At 38.2% G+C, this 16,065-nt stretch carries 12 protein-coding genes; all 12 read left to right on the top strand.

Annotated elements, in window-relative coordinates; translation table 11 throughout:
- Positions 1-13 precede the first annotated feature (13 nt).
- Positions 14-1,129 carry a glycoside hydrolase family 43 protein gene (locus VK159_RS12490; RefSeq protein ID WP_324230476.1) on the top strand — a complete coding sequence of 372 codons (1,116 nt, stop codon included), beginning with the start codon at positions 14-16 and terminating at the stop codon, positions 1,127-1,129.
- The gene (locus VK159_RS12485; RefSeq protein WP_324230475.1) at positions 1,126-1,941 is read left to right on the top strand and encodes a DUF1080 domain-containing protein; all 816 of its coding nucleotides are present in this window, start codon (positions 1,126-1,128) and stop codon (positions 1,939-1,941) included. Before VK159_RS12490 ends, VK159_RS12485 begins: the two co-directional genes overlap by 4 nt.
- A gap of 26 nt (positions 1,942-1,967) precedes the next feature.
- Positions 1,968-3,053 carry a family 43 glycosylhydrolase gene (locus VK159_RS12480; RefSeq protein ID WP_324230474.1) on the top strand — a complete coding sequence of 362 codons (1,086 nt, stop codon included), beginning with the start codon at positions 1,968-1,970 and terminating at the stop codon, positions 3,051-3,053.
- Between the two features lie 145 nt (positions 3,054-3,198).
- Positions 3,199-4,134 (top strand): nucleoside hydrolase-like domain-containing protein, encoded by a 936-nt coding sequence (locus VK159_RS12475; RefSeq protein WP_324230473.1) that lies wholly within the window; start codon positions 3,199-3,201, stop codon positions 4,132-4,134.
- 167 nt (positions 4,135-4,301) lie between these two features.
- A complete protein-coding gene (locus VK159_RS12470) occupies positions 4,302-5,957 on the top strand; it encodes a hypothetical protein (RefSeq protein ID WP_324230472.1) in 1,656 nt (551 codons plus the stop codon).
- Positions 5,954-8,101, top strand: a complete 2,148-nt coding sequence (locus VK159_RS12465; protein WP_324230471.1) for a hypothetical protein — start codon at positions 5,954-5,956, stop codon at positions 8,099-8,101. The genes VK159_RS12470 and VK159_RS12465 overlap by 4 nt, the downstream gene beginning before the upstream one ends.
- Positions 8,102-8,104: 3 nt before the next feature.
- Complete coding sequence (locus VK159_RS12460; protein ID WP_324230470.1) at positions 8,105-11,014, top strand: hypothetical protein; 2,910 nt, start codon at positions 8,105-8,107, stop codon at positions 11,012-11,014.
- A gap of 99 nt (positions 11,015-11,113) precedes the next feature.
- Complete coding sequence (locus VK159_RS12455) at positions 11,114-11,998, top strand: hypothetical protein (RefSeq protein WP_324230469.1); 885 nt, start codon at positions 11,114-11,116, stop codon at positions 11,996-11,998.
- A gap of 11 nt (positions 11,999-12,009) precedes the next feature.
- Positions 12,010-13,053: a hypothetical protein gene (locus tag VK159_RS12450; protein WP_324230468.1), complete on the top strand. Its 1,044-nt coding sequence runs from the start codon at positions 12,010-12,012 to the stop codon at positions 13,051-13,053.
- Complete coding sequence (locus VK159_RS12445) at positions 13,050-13,781, top strand: DUF1080 domain-containing protein (RefSeq protein WP_324230467.1); 732 nt, start codon at positions 13,050-13,052, stop codon at positions 13,779-13,781. Before VK159_RS12450 ends, VK159_RS12445 begins: the two co-directional genes overlap by 4 nt.
- Positions 13,782-13,784: 3 nt before the next feature.
- Positions 13,785-15,203 carry a PQQ-dependent sugar dehydrogenase gene (locus VK159_RS12440; RefSeq protein WP_324230466.1) on the top strand — a complete coding sequence of 473 codons (1,419 nt, stop codon included), beginning with the start codon at positions 13,785-13,787 and terminating at the stop codon, positions 15,201-15,203.
- A gap of 3 nt (positions 15,204-15,206) precedes the next feature.
- Complete coding sequence (locus VK159_RS12435) at positions 15,207-16,004, top strand: acetolactate decarboxylase (RefSeq protein WP_324230465.1); 798 nt, start codon at positions 15,207-15,209, stop codon at positions 16,002-16,004.
- Positions 16,005-16,065: the final 61 nt, after the last annotated feature.

Raw genomic sequence — 16,065 nt, 5'->3', positions numbered from 1 at the left:
GAAAATATACTGTTTGTTTTTTTTGTTAGTACCGTTTATTGCCCGGTCGCAGCAAAACGTATTTAATTACATCAATCCCATTTCAAATGGTATTGATGCAAACGGCATCAGGGATTGCCAGGTATTTCGTGATGGTAATTGGTGGTATATGACTGGCACATCTTATCCGCATTGGGAAAGGGAAGAAGCAAATAGTAACCTTAACAAAGGAGTAGTATTGTATCGTTCTGAAAATTTAAACCAATGGGAATTTGTAAAATATATTGTTGAAAGAGGTGACAGTACCAAGTGGTATTACAGGCGTTTTTGGGCACCTGAAATTCAAAAGATTAAAGGGAAGTATTACGCTACATTCAATTGCAGTAATCCAAAAGCAGGTTATGCAGGTCAGCATGTTGGGTATGCTGTTGCAGAAAGAATAGATGGTCCTTATCAGATTGTGACAGAAGAAAAGCCTTTGTCAAATGGAAATGATCTCACTTTTTTTGAAGATACTGACGGCAAGGTATACGCCTTTTGGAACCGTGGCCGTGAGTTTGGAATTGGCTTTGCAGAAATGGATATTGAAAAGGGTATATTTAAATCAAAGCCACAATCTGCCATCAATGCTTCTGGAGTTGAATATGAATTAACAACTACAGGCGATACTGCAAAAATACCCGGTTACGATGGAAGGCCTGTAAACAAGGTTAAAAAATACCATGCATGGGATGCCATTGGTATTGAAGGTGCATATGTGATTAAGCGAAACAATACCTACTATCTTTTTTACTCAAGCTGGACAAGAGGATATGAAATTGGTTATGCAACTGCGCCTGCTGTAACAGGCCCCTGGAAAAAATATGAAGGCAATCCATTCTATGGTGCACAAAGCAAACAAACCTGTGTAAAAAATGGATTAGAATACACAGGCGATGAACAAAGTCCCTTTAACCAGGTAGGTCATAATCAAATCTTCAACGGACCTGATGGACAACTCTGGTTAAGCTGTCATGGAATTTTAAAGGCAAACGATGGAAAACAACCGAAACCATTTCTGGTAATTGATCCGGTAGAGTTTGATGAGAAAGGAATGATCAGACAATCAAAGCCAAGTTATACAATTCAACAAATTAAAATCAGTAAATGATGAGATTAACTGGCATCTTATGTTTCTTTTTAGTAGCTGCACAATTTGCCTGTAAAACGTCAGGTAAAGCAGCAAGTGATAATGGATTTACAACGTTGTTTAATGGCAAAGACTTAAGTAACTGGAATTTAAAGCTGCGCAATGGTGACGCTGATTTAGCTGCTGACGTATATAGTGTTGATAATGGAGTGATTCATGTATTTAAAAATTTCCCCGACAGTTTTGGCATGACGGCAAATAAAAACACCACACATGGTTTATTTTATACAAAAAAGAAATACAGACGTTTTATTTTAAAGTTTGAGTATAAATGGGGAAAGAAAATATTCAACAATTTTCACCAGTTTCAATACGATGCCGGTTGTTATTATCATGTATTTAATGATAAAATATGGCCTGATGGAATAGAGTACCAGGTTCGTTACAATCATGTAACAGGTAAAAATCATACAGGTGATTTTTGGGCGAGCAATACCTTGTTTCAATGGTATGCAGATACAGTGAAAAATCAGTTTTTATCAGTTGATAAAGGCGGTATTGCAATTCCCAAAAGAGCAGGGGAGCATCGTGGGAGTGATGTACCTCATCATGCACTGAATGATGAATGGAATATCTGTGAAGTGATTGTGATGGGTAATAAGTATGCGATACACAAACTCAATGGCAAATTAGTAAACTATGCAACAGATTTAAGCGTAGGTGAAGGCATCATTGGTTTTCAATCAGAAACAGCAGAAATATTTTACAGGAATATTATGATTAAAGAACTCACTAATGATATTCCGGCAAAGCATTTCTTAAAAAAGAAATAAAGAGTAAGCACAATTTAAAAACGAATATGAAAAAAGTATTAACAATAGTATTTGTGGCATGTGCAGTAATTACATCTGCACAATCTTATAACAGGGATGTAAATGATATCAGAAAGGAAATCCGATCGCACAACAAAGCTGTTCATGTATTTAACGATTGGATGCGTGACCCATTCATTACGCTTGGACCAGATGGTTATTATTATTTATCTGTTACTCAACATGGAAAAGAAACAGCTGATGGCAGAAAAATAATTGATCATGGAGTTCCGGTTTATAGAAGTGCTGATCTCGCAAAATGGGAATTTATTGGTTATCCGTATACAATTGAAAATACAGACAACTTTCAGCAATATATTAAATTAAGAGAAGAACGAAACTTAAATCCAGGTCAATTTGGGCCCGATCATTTAAAATTGTGGGCACCGGAATTGTATTTCATTAATAACAGGTGGGTTATTGTTCATACTTCTAATGTTGGAATTGGTAATATAGCTATATCGAAAAGCAGTAAGCTGGTAGGTCCTTTTGATAATTGGAATGAATCCTTTGGCAGACAACATGACCCGGCAATTTTTACAAACGATGATGGTTCTCACTGGCTGATATCAAAATGTGCCCAAATTCAAAAATTAAAAAATGATTTAAGCGGCTTTGATGGGCAACCTGTTTCCATCAATCCATCCAATCGGAAAATGGGGCATGAGGGTGCCTACATCATCAAGTTTGAAAACAAATATATTTTCTTTGGTACCGGTTGGTCAAGAGACTCACTTCGTAAAGGCACATACAATCTTTACTATTGTGTTTCAGACAAATTGGAAGGCCCATATGATGAACGCAAATTTGCGGGACGTTTTTTAGGCCACGGCACACCATTTAAAGATAAAAATGGAAACTGGTGGTGTACTGCTTTTTATAATGCCAATCATCCAACATTAACAGCTCAGGAAGCAAAAACAAAGGACGTCAGTCAGTCTGCATACACACTCAATAAACAAGGCTTAACGTTGGTTCCCTTAGAAATAAAAATGGTTAACGGTGAAGTTGTCGTTCGTGCAAAAGATCCCGGTTATGAGAAACCGGGACAGGAAGAAATTCAAAAGTTTTAGCCAGTCAAACAAAAAATCCTTTTAATTATTTTATAAGATGTGTTTACAAATAATCTTTCGATATCTCATCGTATCAGCAGTCTTGCTTAGTGCTTTTTGTCATGTTAATGCACAATCCAAGCCTAAAGTCTGGATATATACGGACATGAGTGACAAATCAATCACAGGAACAAATCATATGGGAACAGTAAATGATCCCGACGATATTTCTGCAATGGCAGGTTATTTACTGATGGCAAACGAATTCGATACAAAAGGAATCGTTGTAGCCAGTACGCATCGCTCTGAACATAAAACATCAGCCAACCAAGGTGAGTGGACAACCAATTACTTTATACCTGCGTACAAGGATTTCGTTGCTGAAGCAGGCAAAAAATTAAAAGGTTTTTCACCGAATATTTCATTTCAACAGTCTTGTATAAAAGAAACCGGTGAACGATTTAAGCCTGAAGTTACATACAGCAGTCTCAGTAACTATGCCTCTGTGTATTCGTTGTTCGCATTACTCCAAAACGAAAAAGATACGCTTAATGTTCTTTGCTGGGGCTCATTAACAGAGCCGGCCATTCTGGTAAATTATTGCATAGCAACAAATCAAACTTCTTTACTTAAGAAAGTGAGATTTATTGCACACTGGACAAACTCTCCATTACACCAGGGAACTCCAGAGCATCCGGAACATGTCGCTAATTGCAGGGAGGATGCAGCGGCTTGTGCTTACATGAAAGAACAGGCAATGAAAGGGATCATTCAATATTACGAGCTGGGAGCTATCGGTCAACATGGTATTGTGAGCGGCGCTCCAAAAGGCGAGGAGTACTACAATCAATTCAAATCTTCGGCACTAGGAAAAATATTTGCTGAAGGAAAGTATGTTCAGGATTGTGTTGATCATTCTGACGCTGCAACGTATTGGGTGCTGCTGCAGAAATGGGGTGTCTCATTGTCTGACATAAAACCGGATGGATCCAATAATGCTGAAACTGAAAAATTGAACGAACAAAAATTCAAACAATGGAGTAGTGCGATTCACGATGAATTGTTAAGGAGGGTTAGAAGGTCATTATCTCCGTCCAGATAGAAATGAGGAGCACTTTCTATACATGAATTGCGGGAAATCAAACTTTCATCAATCATTAAATTCAGAAAGATAATGGCGGTAAAGAATTTCATTCAATAGTTGAAATTATTGAAAAGAAAATTGATAGTACCACTGGATGATTTCAGTTGGAATGTAAATGATATCAAATGACACAGAAGAAAATGCAATACGTATTTATTTGCCTTTTAATCGTTGCGGGCATGTTTCCCTCAATGGCGGCTGCAGATGATTTTGTTGATGTATACCCTGCTCCAAAGGGAGTACGTTCTTCACCAAAGTATCAGGTAGAGGTAGAGCAAAATCATAAACAGTATTCTTCATTTGTTTATCTGAGTACACCCTTGGATAATGATGAGCATAATGCAGTTGAAGTTCGTACAGGCGTGATAAAAGGAATTAATGAAAATGAAACGCTTCGGCAGTTTTATTTTAAGGGAAAAACGATGCCTCCGGATACTGAGCAATCTGTAGCATGGACTTGTTATTCCTTTTCAGGGAATATAAAAACCCGTATCCGTTTTTTGCATGGAGATATAGGTGAATACAAAATACTTCCTTCTGCAGAAGGTATTGAAGCAATAGTATCAGGCAATGAACTTGTATTTGATTTAAATGAACCGCATAAACTGGCCATCGTCATTAATGGTGATTACCTTAATCCATTGTTTCTCTTTGCTGATGCACCTGAACGGGGAGTTCCTGATAAAAAATTGAAGGGAACATTGGTGATAAAGCCGGGTACCGACAGGCGACAACTACAACAACTGGCGAAGAAAGCACATACTTTATTTTTTGAACCGGGAGTTCATCAAATTGGTGTTGGGTTTGAAGTGTTTTCAAATCAAACGATCTATCTGGCAGGAGGTTCTTATGTGCTTGGAACTTTTCATGGTATGCAGGCCTGCAATGTCAGCTTCCGGGGAAGAGGTGTGTTAAGCGGAGATAGCCTTTCCCGTGAGTATGTATACCGGTTAAAAGGCAAGCCTTACCAGCAAAGTGTTGTGGAGCGGATGCGTTACCATGCCATTAATTTGCTGGCAATGGATAATGAAAAAAGCTGGAACACATTTGCAGACGGTCCCGGATTGGGAAGCGATCATCTTGACATTGAAGGCATCACCATTGCAAGTCCAAGACAGTTTTTCATCAGGGCTTCAGGCGTGCCCATCACTATTCACAATGTGAAAATGGTAGGCTCATGGCCTTATAATACCGATGGCGTTTCTGCAATAGGGCAGGCGCATACAACCGTTTATGATTGTTTTTTTAATAATAACGACGATGCAATTTATGTATCACCCGATTATGTAAATGTGCACCATTGTATTTTCTGGCAGAATAATAACGGTTGCGTATTCCAGTTTAGTTGGGGTGGTGATCCTAAAAATCACAAAGGCGGATACATACATGATTGTGATATTATTTTCACCGGTCATGTGAGTGAAGCCAATAACCGTATGATATTCGGCTCAAGAAAATCCGGCCCTGGCGATATAAAAGACATTCTGTTTAAAAATATACGTATCGAGGGACCGGTGTGGAGCCTGATACGACTGGAAACAAATGGTGCAGGAAACCTTGGTTCAATCTCCAATATACATTTTGAAAATATTACAGTTAACGGGCCTGTCATTAGAAAAAGTTCTATCATATCCAGCAGGGGAAGGAAACCTGGAGAAACTTCTGCGTCATGGATAACCGATATCAGATTTAAGAACGTTCTGATAAACGGTAAGCCTTTTTCAGCTGATGATATTTTGATTGACTCTTTTCAAACAAACAATATAATTATTGAAAAATGAAAAGACTGTTAATGCTGATACTGGCCGGCTCCATTTTAATCACTGCAACAGCACAGCAAAATATGCTTGATTTTGGTAAAGCTGAATTGAAGAAGGCATTTACTGAAATCAAATCAGCAAATAACTCTGCCTTTCTTTTTTTCATTGATAAAAATCTTCAGGCGCAGGCTTACAACATCAACCAAAATTCACAAAAGGAATTTATCATATCAGCAGGAGATACCACCGGTTTAATGTACGCTTGTCTGGAAATGGCAGAGCAAATCCGCATCAACAATAAAGTGCCATCAACTTTTCCAATAAAAGGTGAACCGTATATAAAGAAACGGGGATTGAAATTTAATATTCCTCTGGATATACGCAACCCCTCTTACCAGGATGCCGGTGATGCCGCACAACAAAACATTGCAGAGATGTGGAATTTTGATTTCTGGAAACAATATCTGGATATGATGGCCAGGAACAGATACAATGTTCTTACACTCTGGAATCCGCACCCTTTTCCATCTATGATAAAAATGAAGAACTATCCTGATGTAGCTTTGAAAGATGTATGCGGCACATCATTTCCATTGGATAAAGACAGAACAGATGAACCAACGGCAAAGTTTATTGCAGGTTGCGGCATATCGCAGCAGGTGCTTGATAATCTCATTGTGTTGAAAAAGATGAGCATTGAAGAGAAGATTGTTTTTTGGAGAAAGGTGATGGGGTATGCAAAAAACCGGGGTGTGAAAGTTTATTTTATTACCTGGAATATATGGATGAATAGCCTGGCACCATCCGGCTGGTACCGCGATCAAAAAAATAAAAAAGGTAACGAGGGTAAGTATGGAATCAATAACGATCAGGAAAATGTAAAGACGATTGCATATTTGCGTGAAGCTGTAAAGGAATTTATTCTTACTTATCCTGATCTGGCAGGTATTGGTATAACTGCAGGTGAAAACATGGAAGACCGTACGGATGAATATGATCGTGAAAAATGGTTATGGGCTACTTACGGCGAAGGTATAACGGATGCAAAAAAAATACAACCGGGACGTAAAATAGAATTTATACACCGGCATTGGCAAAGTGGCGTTGACAAGATGGTGAATGATTTTATCAGTAAATATCCCGATGAAATCAACTTAAGTTTCAAATATGCAAGGGCAAGAATGTATGCAACACCTGCACCACGCTGGGCCGATGAATATGTAAAGGAATTGAAACAATACAATCTGAAAAGCTGGTGGAATGTTCGCAACGATGATGTTTTTCATTTTCGCTGGGGCGATCCTGCATTTGCTTCTGCATTTATTAAAAACTTTCCTGAGCAGATTACTGAAGGATATTTTATGGGCTCCGACAGTTATGTGTGGGGGCGTGAGTTTATCAGTAAGCATCCAACATCTCCCCGTCAGTTAGAAGTTGAAAAACATTGGTACAATTTCATGTTGTGGGGCCGCATGGGCTACAATCCTGACATTTCTCAAACAACTATTGAAGGGATGCTGGCACAACGATACAAAGGCGTAAACAGTCAACAACTTTTTAAAGCATGGGCAACTGCATCAAAAATCACTTCGCTTGCGACAAAATTTCATTGGCACGACTGGGATTTTATGTGGGCCGTAGAAGGATGTCTGGATTTGCGTAAAGGGTTTCATACCGTTGAGGATTTCATTAATAAGAAACCGATGCAGGGGAGTGGAATTATCAGTATTCCAGATGCAGTAAAAGCACTATTGGAGCGAAAGGATATAAACGGCATCACTCCTTTACAAGTGGCAGCTTCATTGGATAGTTTAGGCGATGCAACACTGGTGTTTACCAAACAGCAGCATGTATCAGAGGGAAAATATACTGAAGAATACCGTGAGTTGTTGTATGATATGGATGCATTCAGTTATCTGGGAAAATATTATGCAGATAAAATCCGTGCTGCATACTATCTCCAGGCGCATCGTGTAATAAAGGATGATTTGTACAAACAAAAAACAATTGCTTCGTTAAAGAACGCTTTGATTGAATGGAGATCATATGCTGCTGCCGCCTCAAGAAATTACAACCCGCAATTTTTATCTAAAACAAGAACCATTGACTGGAACGAATTGACCAATGAAGTGGAAAAAGAATGGTCAACGTTTATAAAACAGTAAGACATGGAAAATGAATTGAAACAAATATTAAATATTCATTTTGTTCGACGAATAGTTATTACCCTGTTTGTTTTTTGCAGCGTTCATTTTTTATTTGCACAAAAAACTACGGAAGACAAAGACAGAGAAACAATTACCATCGTCACCAATACTAGCCCTTCGAAACCGGTTCAGTTTGGCATTGAAAAATTGAAGCAGTCTTTGCAAGCGAAAGGTTTTATTGTTCAGCAGAATAATAAGTATAGGCCAGCCGTTGATGGTAAACAGATTATTGTTGGTGTGCAGGATAACAAATTTCTTTCTTCATTCAACAGCAAACTTTATCAGGTTCCCGAATCTTTATTAATCAGGAAAGTACCCGGCAATACTTTATTAGCTGTTGGTTACGATCCTGCAGGCGCTATGTATGCACTGCTGGAACTTGCAGAACAGATTGAAGCTGTTCCTGATGGAGCTGATTTTTATAAAGTAATGAAAGAATCAATCGAGCGCCCTTTTTGCACTGAACGTTCGCTTTCCACATATATCAATAGCCAGCATGTCCGGAACGGTTTTTTTCACGACCCGCTATATTGGGAAACGTTGTTTGAACAATTGGCCCGCAGCCGCATCAATTCTTATGATCTGATTTTCAAATACAAAGCACCAATTTATACGTTGTTTTTTGAGTTGCCGCAATGGCCTTCAAAAAACACAGGCGGCATTGTGATATCTGCAGATGAGCAGCAACGCAATTTAAAAGCTTTGCAGAACATTGTACAATCAGCCCATGATCATGGTATAAAAATTACATTGGGTATATGGAATCATGTCAGTAACCCGGATGATGCCGAACGCTTATCCGATTATACAGAGGCCGCCATTAAGAAAATAGTAGAGTTGGTTCCCTTTGATGCATTTCAGTTCAGGATGCATTGGGAGAGTGGTCTGCCACGTGACATGACAACACTTACTAAATTTTGGGGAAGTGTTTTTGACGGCATCCATCATTCCGGCAGAAACATAAAGTTCTATCCACGGGCAAAAGGATTGCCTGATACCATTATTAATTTGGGTTTGAATAAAGGATTACGGTTTGCCATAGAAACAAAATTCAGTGCAGAGCAGATGGGAATGCCTTTTCATCCGGCACATATTCAGAAGGCCAATCAAACAGACCGCAGGCATGGTTATGCTGATTTATTATCTTATCCTAAAGAGTATGATATACTTTACAGGGTGTGGAATGGTGGCTCGCAGAAGTTATTAGTTTGGGGTGATGCAGATTGGGCAAGAAGGTTTGCGTTAAATTCAAAACTCTATAACCCTTCCGGATTGTTTGAATTTATGGAAATAGAAGGAGCCGAACCTATGGGTAATGGTTCACAGCAGGCATTAACTCAAAACTATCAATATACCCGATATGAGTTTCAGCGTTACTGGTGTCAGAACCTGATGATCGGAAGAATGGGTTATAATCCGCAAACAAAGAATGAAATATTTATAAGGGCGTTTCAAAAACACTATGGGTATACCATCGCAAACGACATGGTGCAGGCCTTAGCGTACAGCAGTAAAATTATTCCACGAATCATCAGTTCAGCTATGCCTGATTTTCAGGAGCAACGTGGAGTGCCTGAATGGGGCAGTGGAAGCGGATTAAATGGAAAGGGAACTTTGGCTGCCTATGCAAAAGTGTTGCCGTTAGATATTCAAACTTTTGCAAGCTTTGCAGAGGAAGCAAATGCTATACTCCAACAGAAACCAACAGCAAAATACAGGCCTTTGCATAATGCTGCCTGGTATCAACGCACGTCAGACAGCATCAACCGATACATCCGGAAAATTGAAAATCAACCCAATGCTAAACTTAACAAGGAAACGATCGTAACGCTCCTTGACATGAAAATACTCGCAGGTATTGCCTCATTTCATGCAGAAAGAATCAAAGCTGCGGTAGCTTACCAGATGTACCTGCAATTGGACAGAAGTGCAAAGGCATTAGATTCTGCTATTCATTATGAAGCAAAGGCTTTAAAGGAATATGAAAAGATTGTGCAAATAGCCGGAGATGTATACAGGAAAGATTTGGATATGACAGTGAGCGATGCCAATCATTGGGCTGCAGAATTTGAATTATTGAAAAAAGCATTTAAAGAATTAAAAAAGAGCCCTGTAAATAATCAAACTGCAATTCCTTCTCTTGTCTATCCAAATATTTCAAAAACAGTAGTGCCGAAAGTAAGGCACCAATCCATTTCAAAATTATTTCCTGATACGGATTTAAGAATAACAGCCACCATAACATCACAGGCAGATATTTCAACAGCCAGGGTTTTGTATCGTGGACTAACCCAATTTCAGGATTATCAAACAATAGAAATGAAAAGGAATGGTGATGTGTTTACTGCTTTTGTACCCGCTGCTGCAGTAAATGATGTAATTGAATACAATAAAAATACCGGTGCTTTGTGGGATTTTATGTATCTGATTGAAGTGATTGATCAAAATGGAAATGGTATGATTTACCCAGATTTTGAAAAAACAGATCCTTATATCATTGCAACCGTTCCGCATAAAACAATACGAGAAACAAATGGTTTAAAAACACGATCAAAAATTGCTGATATCACCTATACTTCCAATAATGATTTGGGTGCTTTCAGAATAGAATACCCGTTAAATGGTGACGTTTTTTCCGAGGGAGCAGAAATTCGGGTAAAAGTCCATACGCCGCAAACGGACCCAAATGAAAAAGTTGAGCTGTTTAATGGGAAAGAAAAAATCGATGCCATTGAAATAAAGAAAAATGAATTTATCATTCGGGGTTTAAAGAATGGTTCTTACAAGATCAATGCGCATATTACTGCAAAAGGCCTGATAACTTGGGCAGAAGCAGTTGAAATTGTGATTGGCGAACGAAGTAAACAATAATTGGCTTAATAAGTAAGTAAAATGAAATCTGCTAATAAAATCCCGGTAGTCTTTGTCATAAGCGTTTGCATTCTTTTTTGTAAGGCAAATGCGCAGGATTTGTCAAAAAATAATCCCATCGTAAAAAATGGGGTTGCCACATTTGTGGCTGATATAAACATTGGCAGAAAATTTCTTGTGCCTGACGAATGGAATAAAGTTGTGATTAAGGAAAACGTAACAGTTACAGGAAGTTTTTATATGCCTGACAGAATAAAACCAATTGAGTTTGCAGGCGAAAGCCGTACAACTTCGATTATTAAAGGTGACGGTAGCCGTCCGGTAGACGATGGTAAAAAAGGAAGAACCTACTCCGCTATCAGATGCGATAAATCACCTGACTTGTATGTGCATGACTTACGAAGTTTAAATCCTATGAAGTTTCATATACACGGCGGCTTTGGCAAAGTAACTGTTGAACGTTGCGACTTAATTGAAGACAGAGGAACTCATACTACGGATGGTGTACACGGTGGAATCGGGTTGGTAACAGTTAAAGATTGTTACATCGATACCTGGGATGATGCAGTTTATGTGAGTGAATGCAGGCTTGTTGAAAATACGACAATCGTTCACAATAAAAATGGAGCACCCTTTCAGGTAACATGGGGTCACAGAATAAATGGTGAAAAGTGTATAATCAGAAACTGCACTGTAATTGACAATATGGGGGGAAATGAAAACGGTACTTACAATCAGGGAGTGGTCTCATGGGCCAGCAAGCAAAATGAAAGTTCTACTGACAAAATGATTTTAAAGTTTGAAGGAAGTTTTACACATAAAACTGCGGAAGGAAAAAGTAAATCTCATATGTATCAGCTGGGTAGAAAATCAAAAGGTATAAGCAACTGCACAATTGAAGTGGAAGGTTATTGTGATGAAAAAGAAAGTATAGTTATATATGATAATACCAATAGTAAAGTTGTATTTAAAGGGTGCAATTAAAAACAAAGAGTATGATAAAGCCACTTTTTTTTATAATGCTTGCCAATTGTGCCGCATTCATAGCACAGGCACAAATGAAAGTAGTTAGCGATTCATTCATAAAAGCATTGCCACCTCACATCAAGCAAGTAACCACATTTGGCGAACGTCCGGATTGGAGCCATGACGGGAAACGCATTGCTTTCATGGAAAAAACGTTTGGCGATGTATATGAAGTTGAACTGGCAACAGGTAAATTAAAGCCGTTAACACATCACTTTTTTCACAATGGGTTTATACGTGTGCTTTATCTGGCGAATGGTGATTATTTGTTAATCGGGTCAAAGAGCTTCGATCCCCAAAATCCATGGAAGAGCCGAAGCCCCGAAAATGCGGAACTATGGGTACTGAAGAAAGATTTATTGTCTCCACCTTATCCTTTGAATGTAAAAGTAAAAGAAGGTGCTGCGCCATCCAGAACAAAAATGAAAGTGAGTTGGGGGACAGATGATATCTATGTTGGGGAGATTGTTTACACAAATGGAGTTCCATCACTACAAAATATCGATACAGTTGTTCGTTCACTGGATTTGCCTGAACCTGTAAAAGGCTGGAGACTGGAAACACAAAATTTTCGTCCGCCATTAGAAAATGAATTGTTGTTCAATGCACACTATCCGGCTGTTGAATACGAAGCAGAAGTAATGGGAGTTGATCTAAAAACAAAAACGATTATCAATTACACTAACCGTCCTGACAGATATGATGAGCCCGAAGGTGTTTTTCCCGATGGTAAGTATATGATGGTAGAAAGTACAAGGCATCATCCTAAAAGGGACAGTGGTCATACCACCTGGGATTATATTGATTTATACAAGCTGACCTTAGATGGCACAGGAAAAATGGATCGCATTACATATTTCAACGAAAAAGGAAAATACAAAGCAACCAACCCTGTGGTAAGTGATGATGGCAGATTTATGGCTTTTCAATACTCTGTTGTGGGAGAAACAACGGGTATAGGTCATGGAATTTTAATTCTTGATTTTAAAAAAATGGGAAATAAAAAGAAATGAAATTATTCATAACTATATTAATTGCTTCTGCCTTTCAATTAAGCAGCGCTTATTGTCAGCAAACTGAACCTTGGAAGTCTATTTTTAATGGCTATTCCTTAAAAAAATGGACAATTATTGGCAGTAAAGGAAAAGTATTGGTTAATGATAGTGCCATTGAATGTCATATGACTGCTAATACAACTGTACACACATTTGCAAGTACGAAAAAAAAGTATAAAAACTTTATTCTCGAAATGGATTTTAAACGGGATGCGCCATTTAATTCCGGAATATTATTCCGGGCAAATCATGCGCCTGATACAGCATCCGTAAACCTATACGGGTATCAGGTAAAAATAGACCCCAACGAAAAACGTAAATGGACAGGAGGAATTTTTGATGATTTTGGTAAAACATGGGCATGGATTTATGATTTACGAAACGATGCCCGTGCACAAAATGCGAACCGGAGCAATGAGTGGAATCATATCCGCATTGAAATGATAGGTAATCATATTAAAGTTTGGGTAAATGATATTCCAACGGTAAACCTCATCAATGATAAATATCAAAAAGCCGGATACATTGCCTTCAAGATGCACTCATTAGGTGATAAGCCCGAACAGCAAGGATGGAAAGCACAGTTCAAAAACATTCGCATTATTACTAAAGATCCCGAGAAATTTTCAAGAGAAACTGATTTGCCTTTAGTGCAGCAAACAAATGTAGAGACAAATAAAAACTGAAAAATGAAGCAGATACCAGCGCTGATAAAAGTTGTAGTTGTAATTCTGACAAGTGTGTTTTGTTACAGCTTCGCAATATCTAAAAGAAATGATGACGGTTCATCAGAAAAAAGAATCAGAAAAATTTACGCACAAAATTGTTCAGGATGCCATGGTGAAATAATGGAAGCCTTTGTAGATCGCAACTGGAAATATGGTACAGCGCCGGATTCAATTTTTAAAAGTATTAAAAAAGGAAGCCCCGATTTTGGAATGCCGTCATTCAATAATTCCATTAAAGATAGAGACATACGGAAAATGGCGGAGATGTTCGTGCATTTTATAGAAGATGTAAATTCTTATAAGCCTAAAAATAAACTGCAGTCAAATGTTTTTGAAACCCAGGAAATGAAGGTGCAGCTGGATACCATTGCTACGGGTATGTTAAGTCCATGGGGATTTGCTCAATTGCCAGGTGGCGATTATTTAATTACTGACAGAAGCGGCGAATTGTACAGAGTTGATCAGCATCGTAATAAAACGCTTATTAAAGGAACACCAAAAGTATTGGCAGAAGGGCAGGGCGGATTGTTAGATTTAAAGTTACATCCTGCGTATGAGGACAATGGCTGGGTGTATCTTTCTTACTCCAAATTTAAAAAGCCGGATAGCATTGTGCTTACGACAACAGCTATTGTAAGAGGAAAAATTAAAGACAATGAATTTACTGAAGTGCAGGAAATATTTGAGGCTTTACCCTACACAAGAACCAAACATCATTTTGGCTCCAAACTTATGTTCGATGATAAGGGCTATCTCTATTTTTCAGTGGGTGAAAGAGGAAATGAAAAGCAATTTCCGCAAAGCACCGAAAACGATAATGGAAAAATTCACAGAATATTTGATGATGGCAGAATTCCGCCAGATAATCCGTTTATAAATGATGGTAAAAGCAAAGCAACTATCTGGAGCTATGGCCATAGAAATCCCCAGGGATTAATCTTTGAAAAATCAACAGGCATTATTTGGGAAACTGAACATGGCCCAAGAGGTGGCGATGAATTGAACATTATCCGCAAAGGAGCTAATTACGGATGGCCTTTGATCTGTAATTGTATTAACTATAACGGTAAGCCGATTACCAACCTGACACAAAAAGAGGGTATGGAGCAGGCAGAAACTTATTGGATTCCTTCCATTGCTCCTTGTGGAATGACGATGATAACCAGTGACAGATATCCGGCATGGAAGGGAAATATAATGGTTGGTTCTTTACGGTATATGTACCTTGATAGAATTGTTCTGAAAAATAATAAAGTAGTAAAGCAAGAAAAATTATTCTCCGGTTTAGGACGTATGCGCAATGCTGAAATGGGCAGGGATGGTTATTTGTATATCGCTGTTGAAAAACCGGGTATGGTATTCCGTGTAAAACCAATTTAAGTCATGATGATACAACGAATTTTAGTTTACTCTTTTCTAATGTTTTTATCGGCAATTGTTTCCTGCAGTAGTCCAACTGCAAAACCAAATACTGCTGTAAAGCCGGAAGCTACATTTTATCAATACAATATATGGGCGGCATTTGTTAATAAGGTGTTTGACGGGCATTTAAAAGTTTCAGAATTAAAAGAGCATGGGAATATAGGCTTGGGCTCATTTGATTATTTAGACGGCGAGTTGGTAATGTTGGATGGAAAAGCTTACAGGGTTAGAGAAAATGGTGTAATCAGTGAAGGAAAAGATGATGACGAAATTGTATATGCTGATGCCTGTTTTTTTAAAAGTGATACTGCTGTGTTATTAAATAGTTTTGTGAATTACGATTTACTGCGTAGTCAGTTAAATCAGCAATTGCCAACAGCCAATCATTTTTACGCATTCACTATACAAGGAGTATTTGATTCTGTTACGCTTGGCGGTCTTCATAAGCAGTCGCTACCTTTTAAACAGGGATTAGATGTGCTTATACCGCAAAGGCCGGTTTTTAAAGGGAAGAATGTAACAGGAACAATGGTTGGATTTTACTGTCCCCAATTTATTGGCGACATTAATACTGCAGCTTATCATTTTCATTTTATAAGCGATGATAAAAAATTGGGTGGTCATGTAATGGAAATATCGTCCGGTAAAAAGCTAACAGTGAATTTACAAAAGCTGCCACATTATCAGTTTGATATGCCGGCGTCTCCAATATTTGACACAGTTAAATTTGATAAGCAGTTTCAATACAATAAAAAGTAAAAATGTTTCAAAACAATTATATGCGTCAATTCAAAACAATATTTAGCTTCTTATCAAAATT

It is taken from the genome of Lacibacter sp., assembly GCF_035299325.1.
GTDB lineage: Bacteria > Bacteroidota > Bacteroidia > Chitinophagales > Chitinophagaceae > Lacibacter.
Note: the sequence above shows the minus strand (reverse complement) of the source record. Positions and strands in the feature narration are given on the sequence as shown.

What these genes read in the sequence shown, in the direction of transcription:
- VK159_RS12480 (WP_324230474.1), top strand. Translation starts at nt 1,968, where the DNA reads ATGAAAAAAGTATTAACAATAGTATTTGTGGCATGTGCAGTAATTACA.
- VK159_RS12450 (WP_324230468.1), top strand. Translation starts at nt 12,010, where the DNA reads ATGATAAAGCCACTTTTTTTTATAATGCTTGCCAATTGTGCCGCATTC.
- VK159_RS12460 (WP_324230470.1), top strand. Translation starts at nt 8,105, where the DNA reads ATGGAAAATGAATTGAAACAAATATTAAATATTCATTTTGTTCGACGA.
- VK159_RS12445 (WP_324230467.1), top strand. Translation starts at nt 13,050, where the DNA reads ATGAAATTATTCATAACTATATTAATTGCTTCTGCCTTTCAATTAAGC.
- VK159_RS12440 (WP_324230466.1), top strand. Translation starts at nt 13,785, where the DNA reads ATGAAGCAGATACCAGCGCTGATAAAAGTTGTAGTTGTAATTCTGACA.
- VK159_RS12485 (WP_324230475.1), top strand. Translation starts at nt 1,126, where the DNA reads ATGATGAGATTAACTGGCATCTTATGTTTCTTTTTAGTAGCTGCACAA.
- VK159_RS12465 (WP_324230471.1), top strand. Translation starts at nt 5,954, where the DNA reads ATGAAAAGACTGTTAATGCTGATACTGGCCGGCTCCATTTTAATCACT.
- VK159_RS12475 (WP_324230473.1), top strand. Translation starts at nt 3,199, where the DNA reads ATGAGTGACAAATCAATCACAGGAACAAATCATATGGGAACAGTAAAT.
- VK159_RS12435 (WP_324230465.1), top strand. Translation starts at nt 15,207, where the DNA reads ATGATGATACAACGAATTTTAGTTTACTCTTTTCTAATGTTTTTATCG.
- VK159_RS12470 (WP_324230472.1), top strand. Translation starts at nt 4,302, where the DNA reads ATGACACAGAAGAAAATGCAATACGTATTTATTTGCCTTTTAATCGTT.